The sequence below is a fragment of the Sphingobacterium sp. UME9 genome, from assembly GCF_014170215.1.
Lineage (GTDB): Bacteria > Bacteroidota > Bacteroidia > Sphingobacteriales > Sphingobacteriaceae > Sphingobacterium > Sphingobacterium paramultivorum.
This window is the reverse complement of the sequence record NZ_LZZP01000003.1, coordinates 966969-984922: the sequence shown is the minus strand read 5'-3', so window position 1 is coordinate 984922 and position 17954 is coordinate 966969. Positions and strand designations below refer to the sequence as shown.

Here is a 17954-nt window from a genome sequence, read left to right as displayed (position 1 = left end):
ATTACTATGTTTAGTCGTTTTATAAATAGACCAGTACTTTCGATCGTTATATCACTGATCATTGTGTTTTTGGGTGTGCTTTCTATGGTACAGCTTCCTGTAACACAATTTCCATCTATATCGCCACCGAAGGTGAATATCACTGCCGAGTATCCTGGAGCAAATGGTGAGTTGATGATTAAATCAGTTATCATACCGCTAGAGCGGGCGATAAATGGGGTTCCGGGCATGAAATACATGGCTTCTGATGCCGGTAACGACGGGGAAGCAAGTATCCAGGTGGTATTCAACCTAGGAACAGATCCGAATCAGGCTTCGTTAAATGTGCAGAACCGTGTGGCTTCTGTGGTCAATAAGCTTCCTCCAATTGTGGTACGTGAGGGGGTGAAGATTACACGTGAAGAATCCAATATGCTCATGTACATCAATCTCTATAGCAAAGACAAAGAGCTTGATGGAAACTTTATGTATAACTATGCGGACATGAATATTGTCTCCGAATTACGTCGTGTAGACGGTGTTGGGGTGGCTAATATTCTTGGAACGCGCGAATTAGCGATGCGTATTTGGTTGAAACCAGATCGTATGACAGCTTACAAGATTTCTGCAGAAGAGGTGATGAAAGCCTTATCAGAGCAGAGTTTGGAAGCTTCACCAGGTAAAGCCGGCGAGTCGTCTGGTATGACCTCCCAATCTTTCGAATATGTATTGAAATACCCGGGACGTTTTACGACAACTGAAGGTTATGGCAATATCGTATTACGTGCGGGTGAAAATGGTGAAATGTTACGCTTAAAAGATGTTGCGGACATCAAATTCGGTTCAGCGATGTATGATATCTATTCTACACTGAATGGAAAACCATCCGCAGCGATTGTCTTAAAACAATCCTATGGAAGTAATGCTTCTCAGGTAATCCAAGACGTTAAAAGCAAAATGAAGGAATTGAAGGCATCTTTTCCTAAAGGGCTGGATTACGAAATTAGCTATGACGTTTCAAAATTTTTGGATGCATCCATGGAAAAAGTAGTCCATACTTTATTGGAAGCATTTGTGCTTGTTGCTATTGTCGTTTTTCTATTCTTAGGAGATTGGCGCTCGACGTTGATTCCAACTATTGCAGTGCCGGTTTCATTGGTGGGATCGTTTTTGTTCATGCAGTTTTTTGGAATTACCATCAACTTGATCACCCTATTTGCATTGGTGCTTGCCATTGGTGTGGTTGTGGATGATGCGATTGTGGTTATCGAAGCTGTCCATGCCAAAATGGAAGAGCTTCATATTTCGGCTTATAAGGCGACCAAAAAAGCGATGCATGAAATCAGCGGTGCCATTGTTGCGATCACCTTCCTTATGGCGGCGGTTTTTATCCCCGTTGCCTTTATGTCTGGTCCAGTAGGGATATTCTATCGGCAGTTTTCCATTACCATGGCAACATCAATCATCTTATCGGGTGTTGTGGCATTGACACTGACTCCAGCATTATGTGCGATCATGCTGAAGAATAATCATGGCAAGCCAAGAAAGAAATCCATTATCGATAAGTTTCTTGATTCTTTCAATAGATTGTTTGATAAGATGTCCAACAAATATGTTTACCTGTTGAAAGGGATAGTGGATAAACGGGTGTTTACATTTTTAGTATTGATAGGTTTTTGTATTGGAGCCTATTTTTTGAATAATGCTGTTCCTGCAGGTTTTATCCCCAATGAAGACCAGGGGATGATTTATGCTATTATTCAAACGCCGCCAGGGTCGACATTGGAAAGAACCAATCTAGCGGCCCAAACATTGCAAAAAGAAGCTGAAAACATTGATGGTGTACAATCGGTATCGTCGTTAGCTGGTTATGAAATCCTGACTGAAGGAACTGGAGCAAATACAGGTACTTGTTTGATCAACTTGAAAAGCTGGGAAGAACGTAAAGAATCCTCGCAAGAGATTATTGAGCAACTAGAGGCTGCTGCCAAAAATATCCCAGGGGCGTCTATCGAATTTTTCCAACCACCAGCCGTACCGGGCTATGGTGCCGCGGGTGGATTTGAGCTTCGTCTTCTGGACAAAGCCGGTTCTGGTGACTACAAGAAAATGGAAACGGTAAGTAGGGATTTTGTGCGTGAGTTGAATAAGAGACCTGAATTATCATCCGTATTTACCTTCTACAGTGCGAGTTTCCCACAGTATATGTTGCATATAGACAATGATCTGGCGCAACAGAAGGGGGTTACTATTGATAATGCACTGAATACGCTTTCGACTTTGGTTGGTAGTAATTACGAAACGAACTTCATTAAGTATGACCGCCAATATAAAGTTATGGTTCAGGCTTTGCCGCAATACAGGGCTTTGCCGGAAGATATCTTAAAGCTATACGTGAAGAATGAAAAAGATGAGATGGTTCCATTTTCAGCATTTATGCATATGGAAAAGGTTTACGGTCTTTCTGAGATCACCCGACACAATATGTATATGGCGTCCGAAATCTCAGGCTCTGCCGCACCGGGTTACAGTAGTGGTGAAGCAATTCAGGTGATTAATGAAGTCGCTGCTAAAACTTTGCCTCGGGGCTATGGTATTGATTGGGCTGGTATCTCCAAGGATCAGGTAGGGCGCGGAAATCAGGCGATTTATATCTTCTTAATTTGTCTTGGTTTCGTTTATTTGATACTTTCCGCTCAATATGAAAGCTTTATTATGCCTTTTGCGGTGTTGCTTTCTTTACCAATCGGGATCTTCGGTGCCTTTCTACTATTGAAGTTATTGGGATTGGAAAACAACATTTATGCACAGGTCGCTTTGGTCATGCTCATAGGTTTACTTGGTAAAAATGCCGTGTTGATTGTTGAGTTTGCCGCTCAGCGGCATTCGCAAGGATTGAGTATCATCGAAGCTGCCTTGGACGGTGCAAAAGTGAGGTTTAGACCTATCTTGATGACATCTTTCGCCTTTATCGCCGGGTTGATTCCTTTAGTTATGGCATCTGGTCCTGGGGCGATAGGTAACCGTACGATCGGTACAGCAGCAGCGGGAGGTATGTTGTTTGGAACAGTGTTCGGTATTTTAGTGATACCAGGCTTGTACTATATCTTTGGAACTATTGCCTCTAGACGTAAGCTTATTAAACACGAGGATGAAAATCCATTAACTGAAGAACTTGATAATAATGACTAATCGCAGAAAAATACAATGGGTCATTGCATTTTCGCTTTCAGCAGCAGTGACGGGATGTAAGGTTCCGAAAGCGACACAAATACAGGAGAATAAATTTGTTCCGCAGCAATTTACAGACGTAGATAAATCTGACACAACGAATTCAGCATCGGTTAAGTGGCGTGAATTTTTTACTGATCCAAATCTAGTTGTATTAATAGATACAGCTTTGAAAAACAATCAGGAACTGAATGTTACTTTGCAGGAGTTGGCAATTGCAAAAAACGATATTCTTTTACGAAAAGGGGCGTTGAAACCTACCGTTGGTTTACGTGCCGGAGGAGGTGTTGAAAAAGTTGGACGATATACCAGTCAGGGGGCGGGTGATGCCAGTACAGAAATTGCTCCTGGAAAGGAAATGCCGGATCCACTGGGAGATTTGACAATTGGTGCGTATGCAAGTTGGGAAATCGACGTTTGGAAAAAACTTAAGGACTCCGAGCAAGCCGCACTCAACCGCTATCTTGCTACTGTAGAGGGGAAAAATTTTGTCTTGAGTAGCCTTATTGCCGAGGTTGCCCGTTCGTATTATGAATTATTGGCATTGGACAATCAGTTGACCATTATCAAACAGAATATCGAACTACAGGACAATGCGCTTGCGGTAATCCGATTGCAGAAACAGGCTGCTCGTGTAACAGAACTGGCGGTTCAAAAGTTTGAGGCTGAAGTGTTGAAAACCAAAGGCATGGAATTTGAGACGAGGCAGCAGATCAAAGAAACTGAAAACCGTATTAATTTTCTGTTGGGGCGTTTTCCACAAGAGATCAAACGCGAAAAAAGCAATTTTGTTGATTTGATCCCGGCGAAGGTTCAAACAGGTATACCGAGCCAATTACTGAGCAATAGACCTGATATTCGTGAGGCAGAGTATGAGCTCGCTGCCGCGAAGTTGGACGTACAGATCGCGCGGAAAGAGTTTTATCCTTCTTTGGAGATTTCGGCGGCTTTGGGTTTACAGGCATTCAAGCCTTCCTATCTATTTAAGATGCCTGAATCAGTTTTATATAATCTAATAGGGGAGCTTGCAGCACCATTGATAAATAAAAATGGGCTTAAAGCGGAATTTAATACGGCCAACGCGAAACAAATACAGGCGGTATATAATTACGAGAAGACAATTCTGAATGCTTACTTAGAAGTCTCTACACAACTTTCTAATATTGAAAACCTAGGGCGCAGCTACGATTTCAAAACAAAAGAAGTTGAGGTTCTGAATAATTCCGTGTCTGTGTCCAATGATCTCTTTAAATCAGCGAGGGCAGACTATATGGAGGTTTTAATGACACAACGCGATGTGCTGGATTCGAAACTTGAATTGATAGAAACGAAGAAGCAGCAGCTCAATGCTGTTGTCAATATCTATAAAGATTTGGGAGGAGGCTGGAAATAAGTTGTTTGTTTGAATGGACCCCGCTAGGCGGGGTTCTTTTTTTATAAGCCTATGCAAACTTCTTTCTTGTGGAAATAGAATTAATGCTTATTTTTAATCGTTATTTAATCAATCGTATTTGTTTTATGGAATCACAAGAGTACGTTCTTATCAATGATGACGCTGAAAGGGGAGTGTTTTATAAAAAAACTTATCTTCATGTTGCGCTTTCGATTTTAGCATTTATCGTTTTGGAAACTTTGCTGATCAAATTGATCCCTTATGATTTTATCGTTTGGATGGTTAGCGGAAAATTTATTTGGTTGTTTTTATTGGGATGTTTTTGGTTAGGGTCCACACTTTCATCAAGATGGACACTTTCGCAAAGCCGTCAAACCCAGTATCTAGGACTAGCTTTCTATATTGTACTGGAAGCAATCATCTTCCTGCCGATGATTTTTATGGCGGTGTTTATGACCGAAGGAATTAGTGTCATTTATCAAGCAAGTATAATGACTTTGGCATTGTTTACTGGGCTTACTGTCGTTGCATTTGTATCCAATAAAGATTTTTCATTTCTCAGGAATATCTTGGTAATTGGGGGCTTCTTATCCTTGGGGGCAATTGTCGCTGGAGCTATTTTTGGTTTTGAACTTGGATTATGGTTCTCGGTTGCAATGATTGCACTTGCTTCCGGAAGCATACTCTATCAAACTCAAAATCTGAAGTATAGTTACGGCAACGAACAATACGTTGGGGCGGCCCTACAGCTGTTTTCATCAATAATGTTGCTATTTTGGTACATTCTACGAATTTTAATGCGCAGAAGATAAATTTTGTTCATTTTAAAAATAAGAAACGGTGGTTAAAGTAAAGTTTATTTTAATCACCGTTTTTTACTTTGTATAGTCTCTATTTTAGTCTATTTTTTAGATTCTTCAACCCTTGATCGAAATCTTTGTTCATATTCATAAATAAATTCATAAAGTTCCATGGATAGGGCGATTTTCCTGAAATACCCCAAGTCACTGAGGTTTGATTAGGCGAGATCTCTTTTAAGATGAAATAACCTTTGGCTGGTTCGCCCATGCCGAAATCGAGGGACGTTTCGATCGTTTCGCCATCGACGATTTTTGTAATAGTCTGTGAACCTTTACCAACTTTCTTACCATCCCAGCTGGATTTATAGCCAACTTGACCATCTACACCCTGTTCAGTTTTTTTCATTTGGGGATCTGAGAGTTGCCATACACCAAAGTTATCTTGGTTCTTAAGCATTTTTACATAGTTGAACACTTCCTGCTTTGGCTTATCGATCGTGATCTCACTTTGGGCCGAGAAGTCTTTACTGACGAAGATCGCTGTAATTAAGGGGATAGCGATGATGATCGCTAAAACAATTAGGATTTTTTTTATAATTTTCATAATCATGTATTTATATAGGTTTTCCTAATAAAGATAAATGATAATTGGGATTTTAACAGGAAAATAAAAGGAAATTATTTGTAAATGAAAAAGCCTTTTCCAATATTGGAAAAGGCTTTTTTGCGAAAGCGCCTAAAACTACTTTAATAGTTCCAAATGCGTGCTGATGCCAATTCTATTCCACGCATTTATGGTAATAATTGCCATAATAATCTGTGCAATCTCCTTTTCTTCAAATATTTCTTTTGCTTTTTGAAAAGTGCTTTCTGTCAATCCCTTTTGATGTATCAATGTGATCTCTTCTGTCATCTCCAACAATATCTGTTCTTCCGTAGTGAATAGATCCGTTTCTCGCCAGGCATTTAATAAAAATATCCGTTGCGGAGTTTCACCATACTTCAACGCATCCTTTGTGTGCATATCTAAGCAAAAAGCACAGCCATTGATCTGTGAAGCACGTATTTTTATGAGTTCCTTTTGAATAGGATTTAAAAAAATATCGTTGAGATATGTTTCCAATCCCATCATCGCCTTATAGGCGGTTGCATCTACTTTTGCAATATTAAATCGTGTGGTCATTGTTTTAAATTTTGATAAGACAAAGTTGCATCAAACATTCAACACAAAAGTTAAACTGGTTTAAGAACGGATATTTTACTTATGAATACATCCAACATGCGGTTGACAAACAAATAGATCTGACTAGGCTGATACAATCAGGTAATAGTTGTCGGGGTCACGTAGGATAAATTGATCCTTCAGAGAATTCTCATTGTAATGTATATCTTTCTCAATGACTGCATTTAGCAAAGTAGCGTTTTCGAAAATTTGCTGTAAATTGTCTACTCTAAAGAATAATATGAATCCATTCCCTGCATTTATTTGATCGAGCATAGTAGGGTGATCATGTTCACCCCATTTGTGTAAACAGAGAATAACAGTTCCGTTATCCGTGAGAATTTCAAATGTTTCTCCTCCATGTTGACCGGTACAGCCTAAAAGCTTTTGATAGAATTGTGAGCTTTTGGGAACGTTATCCACTGCGATGATTGGTTCTGTCCGTATCATGTTATAGTTGATTTTAATTTACTAAGGTTAATAAAAGAGACTTAGTGATTTCTCTTTCACCAAATCTAATATCATGCGATATGCAGCCACAGAGTTACCGTGTTGATCCAAGGCTGGACTATAGGCCCCTATACCCATTTTATTCGGTACACTTACTGCGATTCCGCCACCAACGCCCGATTTACTTGGAAGTCCCACAGTTCTGGCATATTCGCCACTAAATTCGTACATCCCTGCAATGAGCATTTGCGATTGAACTAACTGGGATAGACTTGGATTATTGTATTGCTTATTTCCATCATAGCGCACACAATGATTGGCAAAAAAGAAACCTATTTTAGCCAGATCCTCTGCGGTTATCTCAATTGAGCACTGTTTAAAATAATTATTTAGTTTATCTTCACCTTCACCATCAATGAGTCCATTGTTGCGCATCAGGTAGAACATACCTCTGTTTCGATTTCCAGTCTCCCGCTCCGAATTATATACGGATTTACTATAATCAATATTTTCATTATTTGTTATAAAACGAATCATATTGAGTATTTTAAGAAAAGGTTCCTCACCTGTTCCTTTAATGAGCGATGTTGTTAAAATGGCGCCGGCGTTCATCATCGGATTGAGCGGTTTGCCCGATGTTTCCAAATTCGCAAAATGATTGAAAGGTTTGTCTGTACCAAAGTACCCCATTTTATCAAAAATATTTTGTTCTCCGTTTTCCAATACAGCAACCATTAATGAAACAATTTTTGAAATACTCTGAATGGTAAATCTTTGTTGTACATCTCCGATACTAACGATTGTTCCATCACTATTTACAACCGAAAGAGCAATGGATGATGCGTTGGCTTTACCCAATTCCGGAATATAATCGGCCACTTTACCTTCTTTGAATGACTGTCTATTTTTATCCAATATTCTATCCAATAATGCCTTATCAATAATCGCGGTTTTAGGACCCTGCTGGTTTTGAATGCTATTTTGAGCAAAGGCTACAGGAATTGATCCGCAACATATCAAGCCAATAATACAGGCTGCCAACCTAAGATTTTTTCTCATTTTTTAATTATTTGTTCGTTCCAAAGATAGGAAACAGTGTATGAAAAAGAAAAGAGGTGCTAAATAGATAACGTTTTAGCACCTCTTCTTAGTAGGTCATCCTTTAGGCTGCATTTGGAGCTGGATCAACATTCCAACCGGAAAGTATTCCGCCATAGAAAAAGAAGGTGACGTAAAAATTCTTTTTGCTTACCTTATCAGTAACGAGATACTTTTGAGTGACATCATATGCATCTATTTTTTTATATTTAGATAATGCTATCGGGCTGGCAGCAGGGTTTTCTGAGCGGACTAAATCTTGTATCTTTTGGTTGATTAATTTCATAATACCTTCTTTTTTGAAAGGATTATTTTCGATTTTCACGTGCGCCAAACGTGTTAAAGTTCCATTATTTTGAGCTTTTCTCGCTTTCGCAGCAGCTGTATAGGCTCTGAATTTTTCCCTGATCTGAGGATCTTTTAAGCTATGGATGGTAAAAATAGAAATTCCCTGCGCACCATTATTTAGTGCCTCATCCATATCGGCAAATATTTCCTCATTATTTTTAGCCATCAATCCACAATATAGGGTAGTATTTGCACCTTTGTCGCGCACATTTTCTAAGGTACAATCGCTAATAAAGCTTGGATCCTCTGTATAAAAATTGCTGTACACCATCGGAAAAACAACATCTAAATTCCACTTACCCCAATCTTGACGTACCATACGCGAAGCCATTTTGGGGGTCGGAAATGGGGATGCTGCCATTGTTTTGCCATGAGAATGAACAATTTCTGCAATCATATTGGCGATATCTGTTATCTGATCGCAACGAAATTGGCGCCATTTGAGATCTTTCGATGGATCTTTTTGTGCACGAGGGTCATAGCCATATTGTTTTTTAAATTTTTCTATAGCAATGGGATGGTATCCGTAATCCCAAGCGGGATACTCGCGATCTTGGACAATATTGTATTTAGGCCAAAGGGTTGTGGGGAGGACAACATCCACATAACGATTGTAGTCAATAGAGATACCCGCCAATCCCTCAACTTCACAATAGGATTCAATTTTCTTTTTGATGTATTCTTTTACTCCAGGAACGACAGGGGATAAAAATTTATAATAACCAACGTATGCAGTGGTATCTGCGAGACTTTTTCCGTTGCGATTGACACTGAACCAATCTGGATGCTCTTTAAGTATTTTATCTCTATCATGTTCCAGATTCATCGTCCAAAGCCACGCGATAACTTGGATGCCATATTTTTTTGCAATGGGAATTGCTACACGATACTCATCTGGACTAGCAGCATTTAACATTACGCCATCGATTCCTAGGTAGTTCATCTCACGGCAAATAGAATCAAAGTTTGTTTTGGCGTTGTAATCTAGCCAAGTCCAAAACATGGCAGGTTTTTCCTTGTCTGAGGCGTGAGCGCTTGATACTGAAAAGCTTTGGATCAAAAGGAGCGCAAGGCCAATAAAGCATGTTCTGATTAGTTTTTCTTTCATAATATATTTATCGATTCTAAAATGTATTACATATTTAAATGACGAAGTTTTTTCATGAAGTGCAAAATTCATGAAAAGATCAATCTATAGGTTTTAAATTTAGATTGTATTGAAATTCGCCTGTGAAATTACATAAAAAGGTGGAATTTATACCTGATCTTTTTTTAATCAGTTTGATTTTCTTACAGTTATTAAATTTTATTAGAATAACAAAACATTTTTTAAAGCTATGTGTTGTACCTACAACATTAGATTTAGAACGACAAGATTATTAACAATGAGAAGTAAGCTGGGCTACTGGCTAAGAAAAAAATTGTTTAAGTATGAAGAAACGCTATATTCCAATTTCTATTGCATGTTTATTGAGCCATACCTTGGTCAAAGGGCAAGAACCAGGTACTGTACAAGAGAATAAAGTTGATTCTGTGCAACAAAAAAAAGACGACACGACGTATCCCAAGCTTCAGGTGAAAGGTTTGTTTCAGGCCCGTTACCTTGTTAGTGCTACAAAAGATGTTGATGTCAATGGGCTACATCACAGTGATGGTTCAGGTACGGATAACAATTTTATGGTGAAATATATGCGGGTACAGATGCGCGCTCAAATTAGCAAGCGTACTGAAGTTGCCGTATTAGCTAACCTCGCAGATTTCAAAAGCGATCCCAAGACAAAAGTGCTCGAAAATGCCTACTTGAAATATACATTTAGCCCCAAATTGGCAATCACAGTGGGCCAATTTCGTCCTTGGTTTGGCATCGAGGAAACTTACCCTATTGACATCATCAAATCTTTGGACTGGTCGAACCAGTATCTTGAATTCGGTAAATTAGGTTGGGCAAGTTTTCAAATCGGCGTTGCTGCGACAGGCGAGACTACACTAGGTGACATGCCCTTTAGTTATTCCTTATCTGTGGTGAATGGGAACGGGAAGAATCAAGTTGTTGATAACGACAATGGTAAGCAATATGCCACCCGTCTGGTCTTTGGGCTTTCAAAGAAGTATGGTGTTAATTTAGGGCTTAATGGTGGCGTAGGTGATGTGATGAAAAAACAAGTACATGCATTAGGTGTAGATCTAACTGGTAATGTTAGTTTTGGTAAACGATGGAATCTTGATATGCAACTGGAAGCAAAACAGGCGATCAATCATAACCTGTATTATTCTTTGGAAGAAAGTGCGCGAACATCCAAGTTGAGCGACTATTTGGTCCGCGGTATCTATTTTCTACCCAACTTAAGATATGAAGTAAATTATTTCAATCTAAGTGCTTTTGAGCTATCATGTCGGTATGAGTATATTGACCCAAATTACAAACTCAATGCAAATGCGCGTCAAACATATACGCCGATGTTTGGCTTGGAATTTTTAAAAAATTATGGTGCAAGGATACAATTGGGACTTCAATTGGATCGATATAAAAAGCAGACAGAGAATACCAGCGAATTCAACAAAAATTTATTTATTGTTCAAGTACAAAGTCGATTCTAATCTATTAAACTACGTTTATCATGAAAGAAATAAGTATTAAAAATGTTGCCATTACTTTCTTAGTAGCACTCATTTTATGGTTTATCCCAATACCGAAAGGCGTCAGTCCGGAAGCCTGGCATTTATTTGCAATTTTCGCCGCAACCATTCTTGGGATTATTTTAAAAGCGGCTCCTATGGGTACCATGTGTATGATGGCCATTGCGTTTACGGCCCTGACACAAGTATTGGCCCCTGGAGATGCGGGTAAGTCGATTACTAAAGCTTTGACAGGTTTCGGAGATAAAGTAATTTGGTTGATTGGTATCTCATTTTTTATTGCCCGGGGGTTTATTAAAACTGGACTGGGAAATCGAATTGCCTTTCTTTTTATTCGAGTTTTTGGAAAGAGTTCATTAGGGTTAGCTTATGGATTGGGGTTGGCAGATGTTTGTTTAGCTCCGGCGATCCCCAGTAATACAGCCCGAGGGGGAGGGATTATTTATCCCATCATGAAATCGATGGCAATTAGTTTTGATTCTGTTCCAGATAAGCCAGAGACACATCGAAAATTGGGATCCTATCTAACTTTAAATAGTTATTATATGAATCTAATTGCGTCTTCGATGTTTTTGACAGGAACGGCCAGTAATCCAATGTGTCAAAAATTTGCTGCCAACCTAGGAATTGATATTACCTGGATGTCCTGGGCTATTGCTGGATTTATACCTGGTATTGTCGCATTTTTTGTAGTACCGCTTGTTCTTTATAAGTTATATCCACCTGAATTGAAAAAAACAGGTGATGCACCTAAGATGGCGGCGCAGAAATTAAAAGAGATGGGACCAATTTCCAGGAATGAATGGTTAATGCTTTTGGCGTTCTTTATCTTGTTGGCATTATGGATTTTTGGTGGTTCTTTTTCAATTGATGCGACAACTACAGCCTTCATCGGTTTGACGCTACTTTTACTGACCTCTGTATTGACCTGGGAGGATGTTAAAGCCGAAAAAGGAGCATGGGATACAATTGTTTGGTTTGCTGTTTTGGTTATGATGGCCAGTTCTTTAAATGAGCTTGGCTTTATCGGTTGGTTTAGCGACCTGATCAAAGTACAGATTGGTGATTTAAGTTGGCAAATAGCCTTTCCGGTAATCATTCTTGTTTATTTCTTTAGTCACTACATTTTTGCGAGTGCTACCGCCCATGTTGCGGCTATGTATGCGGCCTTGTTGGGGGTTGGTGTTTCTTTGGGTATTCCGCCAATGCTGCTTGCAATGATGCTTGGTTTCTTGGGTTCTATCTATGGTGTTTTGACACATTATGGCCACGGTCCTGCACCGGTATTTTTTGGAAGCGGATATGTCGATTTAAAATCATGGTGGCTGCGTGGACTGGAAATTGGTATCGTATTATTGGTGATTTATATGGGTGTGGGTGGATTGTGGATGAAGGTTATAGGCTATTATTAAAATTAAGATCTTATTATGTTATCTACATTATCAAAGAAGATGCTTATGTGTCTGACGGGTTTATTTTTAGCGTTCTTTTTACTGATTCACTTTCTAGGGAACTTACAGCTATTCTTACCGCAGGAACAAGCACATCTACAATTTAACGCCTACTCACATTTTTTGGCAGGCAATATCTTGATCAAAATTATTTCCTACGTACTTTATGCCAGCATTATTTTGCATGCTTTGGACGGATTGATCATCACCGTAAAGAATAAAAAGACCGGTGCCCACTATGTTTCAGATCATCGAGGAAGAGCAAGTAAGTGGTATTCGCGCAATATGGGGATTTTAGGGACCCTGATCCTCATTTTTTTAGTTATCCATTTCCAGAATTTTTGGTACGTGTACAAATTTGGCGCGCCTCCACTCGATGAACGTGGCAACAAGGATTTATATGTGCTTGTAATCGAGGTTTTTCAGCAATGGTGGTATGTTCTTATTTACGTTTTATCGATGGTTGCCCTGTGTTATCATCTTATTCACGGGATTCATAGTGCGATTCGAACTTTAGGCTTATTCCATCCCAAGTTTGTTAAATGGTTTAAGATTATTGGTATCAGCTATTCGGTCATCATAAGCATTGGTTTTGCTTTGATGCCCATTTATATATTTTTTACAGTTAAATAAGGGGGAGAAGTCATGACATTAAATTCAAAAATACCGGATGGACCATTGGATCAAAAATGGACTCGTTATAAAAAGACTGCCAAGCTTGTTAATCCTGCAAATCGTAAAAAACTAGATGTTATCGTTATCGGAACCGGACTGGCGGGTAGCTCCATTGCAGCTTCTCTTGGGGAGATGGGGTATCAGGTAAAATCCTTCTGCTTTCAGGATAGCCCGAGGAGAGCGCATTCTGTGGCTGCTCAAGGTGGTGTAAATGCCGCAAAAAATTATAAAAATGACGGGGACAGTGTTTATCGTATGTTTGTTGATACCCTAAAGGGTGGTGATTTTCGTGCCCGTGAGGCCAATGTATATCGTATGGCCGAATGTTCGCTCAATTTAATCGACCAGGCAGTTGCACAGGGTGTTCCTTTCGGTCGTGAATATGGAGGCTATCTGAACAATCGATCTTTCGGAGGTGTACAGGTAAGTCGTACATTCTATGCGAGAGGTCAAACTGGACAGCAGCTTCTTTTGGGAGCTTATCAGGCACTTATGCGCCAGGTTGGCAAAGGTGCCGTACAGCTTTTCTCCAGACATGAAATGCTCGACATCGTTGTAATAGATGGAAAGGCCCGTGGCGTTATTGTTCGAAATCTTGATACAGGGGAGCTTGAACGACACGCTGCACATACCGTTATACTAGCAACTGGAGGGTATGGTAAAATTTATTATTTATCGACATTAGCAATGGGCTGTAATGGCTCTGCCATTTGGCGTGCACACAAGAAGGGGGCATTAATGGCCTCCCCGAGCTGGATTCAGATTCATCCGACTTCGTTGCCGCAGTCTGGCGATTATCAGTCTAAATTAACACTGATGTCAGAGTCGTTACGCAATGACGGAAGGATTTGGGTTCCGTTGAAAGAAGATGAGAAGCGGGAACCAAACGCTATTCCTGAGGAAGAGAGAGATTACTATTTAGAACGTCGTTATCCGGCATTTGGTAATCTTGCTCCAAGGGACATTTCATCTCGAGCGGCCAAAGAACGGATTGATGCTGGCTTTGGGATTGGTCCACTTAAAAATGCTGTTTACCTTGATTTTGCGAAAGCTATTAGAGAACAGGGGAAACAGAAAATACAAGAGAAATATGGTAATCTGTTCGATATGTATGAAAAGATTACGGGATATGATGCTTATAAAGAACCAATGATGATTTCACCTTCCGCGCATTTTTCAATGGGGGGATTATGGATAGATTATGAGCTGATGACAAGCCTACCGGGCTTATTTGCCTTAGGTGAGGCTAATTTTGCAGACCACGGTGCAAATAGATTGGGCGCCAATTCCTTACTCCAAGCCTCTGTGGATGGTTATTTTATTGCGCCCTATACGATTGCAAATTATTTGGCAAACGATATTCACACGGGAAAAATTTCTACGGACCATATTGAGTTTGAACGTGCAGAGGTAGGTGTCAGAGCGCAAATTGATCGATTTTTAAAGATTAAAGGCAGTAAAACCGTGGATTATTTTCACAAAACACTGGGTAAAATACTCTATGACTATTGTGGGCTCGCACGCAATGAAAAAGGGCTCCGTCATGCTATTGTAGAGATTAATAGACTGAAGCAAGAGTTTTATAAAGATGTTATTGTTAGTGGTGAAGCCAATACTTTAAATACGGAATTGGAAAAAGCTGGACGTGTAGCCGATTACTTTGAAATTGGAGAATTGATGTGTTATGATGCGTTGACGCGGAACGAATCCTGTGGTGCACATTTCCGGGAGGAATATCAGACTGCAGATGGCGAGGCATTACGGAATGACGCTGAATACCAGTTTATTTCCGCTTGGGCCTGGAAAGGAGAGGGACAAGAACCTGAGCTAATTCGGGAACCATTGATTTTTGAAGAGATACAACCAACTGTAAGGAGCTATAAATAAATAGAACGATTATGGATTTACACCTTAAAATATGGCGGCAAAAAGATCGCAACGCTACAGGAAAATTAGTTACTTACACCTTAACAGATCTCAATCCACATATGTCGTTTTTGGAGATGTTGGATACCCTGAATGAACAGCTTATTACGCATGGAGACGACCCTGTAGAGTTTGACCATGATTGTCGTGAAGGGATCTGTGGGCAATGCGGTATGATGATCAATGGCATCGCACATGGACCTCTTAAGCATACAACCACCTGTCAGCTACATTTACGTTCATTCAAAGATAATGATACGATTCTTATCGAACCTTTTCGATCAGCAGCATTTCAGGTTAAAAAGGATTTGAAAGTGGACCGTTCGGCATTTGACCGAATTATTTCTTCTGGGGGATTTGTATCCATCAATACTGGTCAAGCCCCAGATGCTACAGTGATCCCTATTTCTCATGAATTAGCTGAGTCAGCATTTGACTCAGCAGCCTGTATTGGCTGTGGTGCTTGTGTTGCAACGTGTAAAAATGGTAGTGCTGCACTATTTACCTCTGCAAAGATTACCCATATGGCCTTGCTTCCACAGGGAAAAGAAGAGCGCAGTGAACGCGTTTTAAATATGGTGAAGCAAATGGATTTGGAGTCCTTTGGTCACTGTACGAATACAGAAGCCTGCGAGGTGGAGTGCCCACAAGGTATATCAGTTTTGAATATAGCGCGCATGAATTTTGAATATAACAAAGCACTATTTTTTAAAAAGAAATAGAGACCAACTGTCGAAAAAAGTGGCACGATTGTTTCTTATATCGGATTTATAATCAAAACTGAAGCCATAAAAAGAGGTGTACGGGATTGTTGAAGGTTACTAACCTTATCCCTGAAAGTAGGGATTTGTAAGATTTTATGGTTAATAAATAGGTTTTTGTAGTAATTTTGAAAAAAGAAATTCATTAAAGTTATAGCGATTGATATGAAGTGTAGTAGGTTGTTTGTGGTACTTTTCATTTGTAGTACAATGTTTAGTGTAACCGCATGTAAGGATTTTTCAAACAAAGTCTTGGGGAAAGGCGAGCTGAAGGACACACTTACAGAGAAATTGGTTGTCAAGGAAAAAATACCACATTTGTTGAATAGGTGGGATTCGCTTCAGAAAAATCAGATTCAATTTACAGTAGATAGTTTGCATCCTGTTCCGATCAAACAACAAAAACGTGAACTTAAGGATTCGCTGCGGAAAGCATTTAACACGTATCCAAAACATATCTACCTGACTTTCGATGACGGACCATTGATTGGTAGTGCCTTTATTGATTCTATTGCGAAAGAAAAAAACATTAAAGTGAGTGTATTCTTGATTGGTAAGCACGCTAATATGAGCAAAGGGAGGAAACGTGATCTTGCCCGTTATGAATCCAATCCGCTTATAGCCTGCTATAATCATAGCTATACGCACGCAAACAATCAGTATTCTCGATTTTATAATAATCCCCAAAATGCTTTTGCTGATTTTGAAAAGAATGAAAAAGATCTCAATCTAAAACATAAGATCGTTCGACTTCCGGGCAGGAATATTTGGATATATGATAATGTTCGTAAGATCGACCTTAAAAATGGATCTAGCACCGCCGATCTATTACATAAAAACGGATATACAATTTATGGTTGGGATGTCGAGTGGCGGCTTAATAGCATCACTGGTGCACCCATACAGAGCCAGGAGTCCACTTTGTCACACATTCGGAATTATATGAACAATAAAAGTTCGATGGTGCCTAATAATGTTGTTTTCTTGATGCATGATGATATGTTTCAAACGCAAAAGGGACAACAGGAGTTGTCTACTTTAATAGATGCATTGAAAAAAGATGGTTATCAGTTTGAATTTATGCAAGATTATCCGATTAAGTATTAAATAGGATTGTTAATTGGCATCAAATCATAATGAAGAGTTTGGTTTATGAAATAACACCAAACTCTTCTGGATAATGAACCGTACCCTGTATACCTTTCAAGGAATTGTCTGTTAGCTCTTTTATCATACAATTCTCATCAGGAACATCAAATGGGAATTTTATACCATAGACGGATGCGGATACATATCCAAATTTAGGATAATAGTCTGCATGTCCGAGCACAACTACTGATCCAAAACCCAATTCTTTTGCTATCTGATGGGCGCCAAGAATTAATTTACCGCCAATTCCCTTTCCTTGAAACTGAGGTAGCACAGCGACGGGAGCCAAGGCAAGAGAATCGAATGCTTTTTGATTCTCTTTATCAATAATCTGAATCTTTGTCAGGAGGATGTAGCCTGCTATTTCTCCTTCAACTTCTGCCACCATAGACAGTTGTGGTATAAATTCTGCTGTCTTTCTTAGTTTTTCTACTAAAATGTGCTCTTGATGATCGCTATACTGTTCGTTTTCAAAAGCGAGTCGGATCAGTTCGAATACAATATTCGGGTCACTTGATTTTTCTTGCCTAATTTTAATGTTCATAGTTTTGTTTGTAGATATAAGTATTTCGTTGCTATTAATAAAGCCGTATTTGGCTCCACTGTTTGTACATACATAATTGTTTTTAAAAAATCAATTATAGATCTAATTATAAAGGATAAAGATGCATATTATTATTATAAAAATTGATAATATACTTTCGATATACTAGAGTTTACTTTTCTTGCAAAAATTTCGTTTAAAGACGAGCTGTTAGCGATTTTTGTACCATGTATCATCCTCATAAGGCTGGATTATATCTGTTCGAAAAATAAGGCTAACCAGTTTGCTTT

15 protein-coding genes are annotated in these 17954 nt (G+C 39.3%); 9 read left to right on the top strand and 6 right to left on the bottom strand.

From position 1 onward, the window contains the following. The first annotated feature begins 6 nt into the window (after positions 1 to 6). The 3 genes from A9970_RS05690 (at position 7) to A9970_RS05680 (ending at position 5415) form a co-directional block, all read left to right on the top strand. On the top strand, positions 7 to 3171 hold the full coding sequence (locus tag A9970_RS05690) for an efflux RND transporter permease subunit (RefSeq protein WP_153847330.1): 3165 nt from the start codon (positions 7 to 9) through the stop codon (positions 3169 to 3171). Next, entirely contained in the window at positions 3164 to 4603 is a 1440-nt protein-coding gene (locus A9970_RS05685) for a TolC family protein (protein ID WP_182981617.1), read from the top strand. The genes A9970_RS05690 and A9970_RS05685 overlap by 8 nt, the downstream gene beginning before the upstream one ends. Positions 4604 to 4728: 125 nt before the next feature. Beyond that, on the top strand, positions 4729 to 5415 hold the full coding sequence (locus A9970_RS05680) for a Bax inhibitor-1 family protein (RefSeq protein WP_182332028.1): 687 nt from the start codon (positions 4729 to 4731) through the stop codon (positions 5413 to 5415). Between the two features lie 79 nt (positions 5416 to 5494). Here A9970_RS05680 and A9970_RS05675 read toward each other — a convergent pair whose 3' ends face one another. From A9970_RS05675 to A9970_RS05655, 5 genes are all read right to left on the bottom strand, one after another. Continuing rightward, positions 5495 to 6007 carry an SRPBCC family protein gene (locus A9970_RS05675; RefSeq protein ID WP_153847327.1) on the bottom strand — a complete coding sequence of 171 codons (513 nt, stop codon included), beginning with the start codon at positions 6005 to 6007 and terminating at the stop codon, positions 5495 to 5497. A gap of 138 nt (positions 6008 to 6145) precedes the next feature. Continuing rightward, positions 6146 to 6586: a carboxymuconolactone decarboxylase family protein gene (locus A9970_RS05670; protein WP_153847326.1), complete on the bottom strand. Its 441-nt coding sequence runs from the start codon at positions 6584 to 6586 to the stop codon at positions 6146 to 6148. Between the two features lie 123 nt (positions 6587 to 6709). Next, positions 6710 to 7075: a VOC family protein gene (locus tag A9970_RS05665; protein WP_153847325.1), complete on the bottom strand. Its 366-nt coding sequence runs from the start codon at positions 7073 to 7075 to the stop codon at positions 6710 to 6712. A 27-nt stretch (positions 7076 to 7102) separates the two neighbouring features. Continuing rightward, complete coding sequence (gene glsA, locus A9970_RS05660; protein ID WP_182981616.1) at positions 7103 to 8134, bottom strand: glutaminase A; 1032 nt, start codon at positions 8132 to 8134, stop codon at positions 7103 to 7105. Between the two features lie 103 nt (positions 8135 to 8237). Beyond that, entirely contained in the window at positions 8238 to 9629 is a 1392-nt protein-coding gene (locus tag A9970_RS05655) for a hypothetical protein (RefSeq protein WP_220801523.1), read from the bottom strand. A 323-nt stretch (positions 9630 to 9952) separates the two neighbouring features. Between A9970_RS05655 and A9970_RS05650 the strand changes: the two genes are divergently transcribed. The 6 genes from A9970_RS05650 (at position 9953) to A9970_RS05625 (ending at position 17078) form a co-directional block, all read left to right on the top strand. Continuing rightward, a complete protein-coding gene (locus A9970_RS05650; protein WP_153847323.1) occupies positions 9953 to 11119 on the top strand; it encodes a porin in 1167 nt (388 codons plus the stop codon). Between the two features lie 20 nt (positions 11120 to 11139). Further along, positions 11140 to 12570, top strand: a complete 1431-nt coding sequence (locus tag A9970_RS05645; RefSeq protein ID WP_075992653.1) for an anion permease — start codon at positions 11140 to 11142, stop codon at positions 12568 to 12570. A 15-nt stretch (positions 12571 to 12585) separates the two neighbouring features. Next, on the top strand, positions 12586 to 13242 hold the full coding sequence (locus tag A9970_RS05640; RefSeq protein WP_075992652.1) for a succinate dehydrogenase cytochrome b subunit: 657 nt from the start codon (positions 12586 to 12588) through the stop codon (positions 13240 to 13242). Between the two features lie 12 nt (positions 13243 to 13254). Then, positions 13255 to 15171 carry a fumarate reductase/succinate dehydrogenase flavoprotein subunit gene (locus tag A9970_RS05635; protein ID WP_075992651.1) on the top strand — a complete coding sequence of 639 codons (1917 nt, stop codon included), beginning with the start codon at positions 13255 to 13257 and terminating at the stop codon, positions 15169 to 15171. Positions 15172 to 15182: 11 nt separating this feature from the next. Then, entirely contained in the window at positions 15183 to 15932 is a 750-nt protein-coding gene (locus tag A9970_RS05630) for a succinate dehydrogenase/fumarate reductase iron-sulfur subunit (RefSeq protein WP_075992650.1), read from the top strand. Positions 15933 to 16181: 249 nt separating this feature from the next. Beyond that, positions 16182 to 17078 (top strand): polysaccharide deacetylase family protein, encoded by an 897-nt coding sequence (locus tag A9970_RS05625; RefSeq protein WP_182981615.1) that lies wholly within the window; start codon positions 16182 to 16184, stop codon positions 17076 to 17078. 43 nt (positions 17079 to 17121) lie between these two features. On the opposite strand, the gene A9970_RS05620 is transcribed toward A9970_RS05625, so the two are convergent. Further along, positions 17122 to 17664 (bottom strand): GNAT family N-acetyltransferase, encoded by a 543-nt coding sequence (locus A9970_RS05620; RefSeq protein ID WP_182981614.1) that lies wholly within the window; start codon positions 17662 to 17664, stop codon positions 17122 to 17124. Between the last annotated feature and the right edge of the window lie 290 nt (positions 17665 to 17954).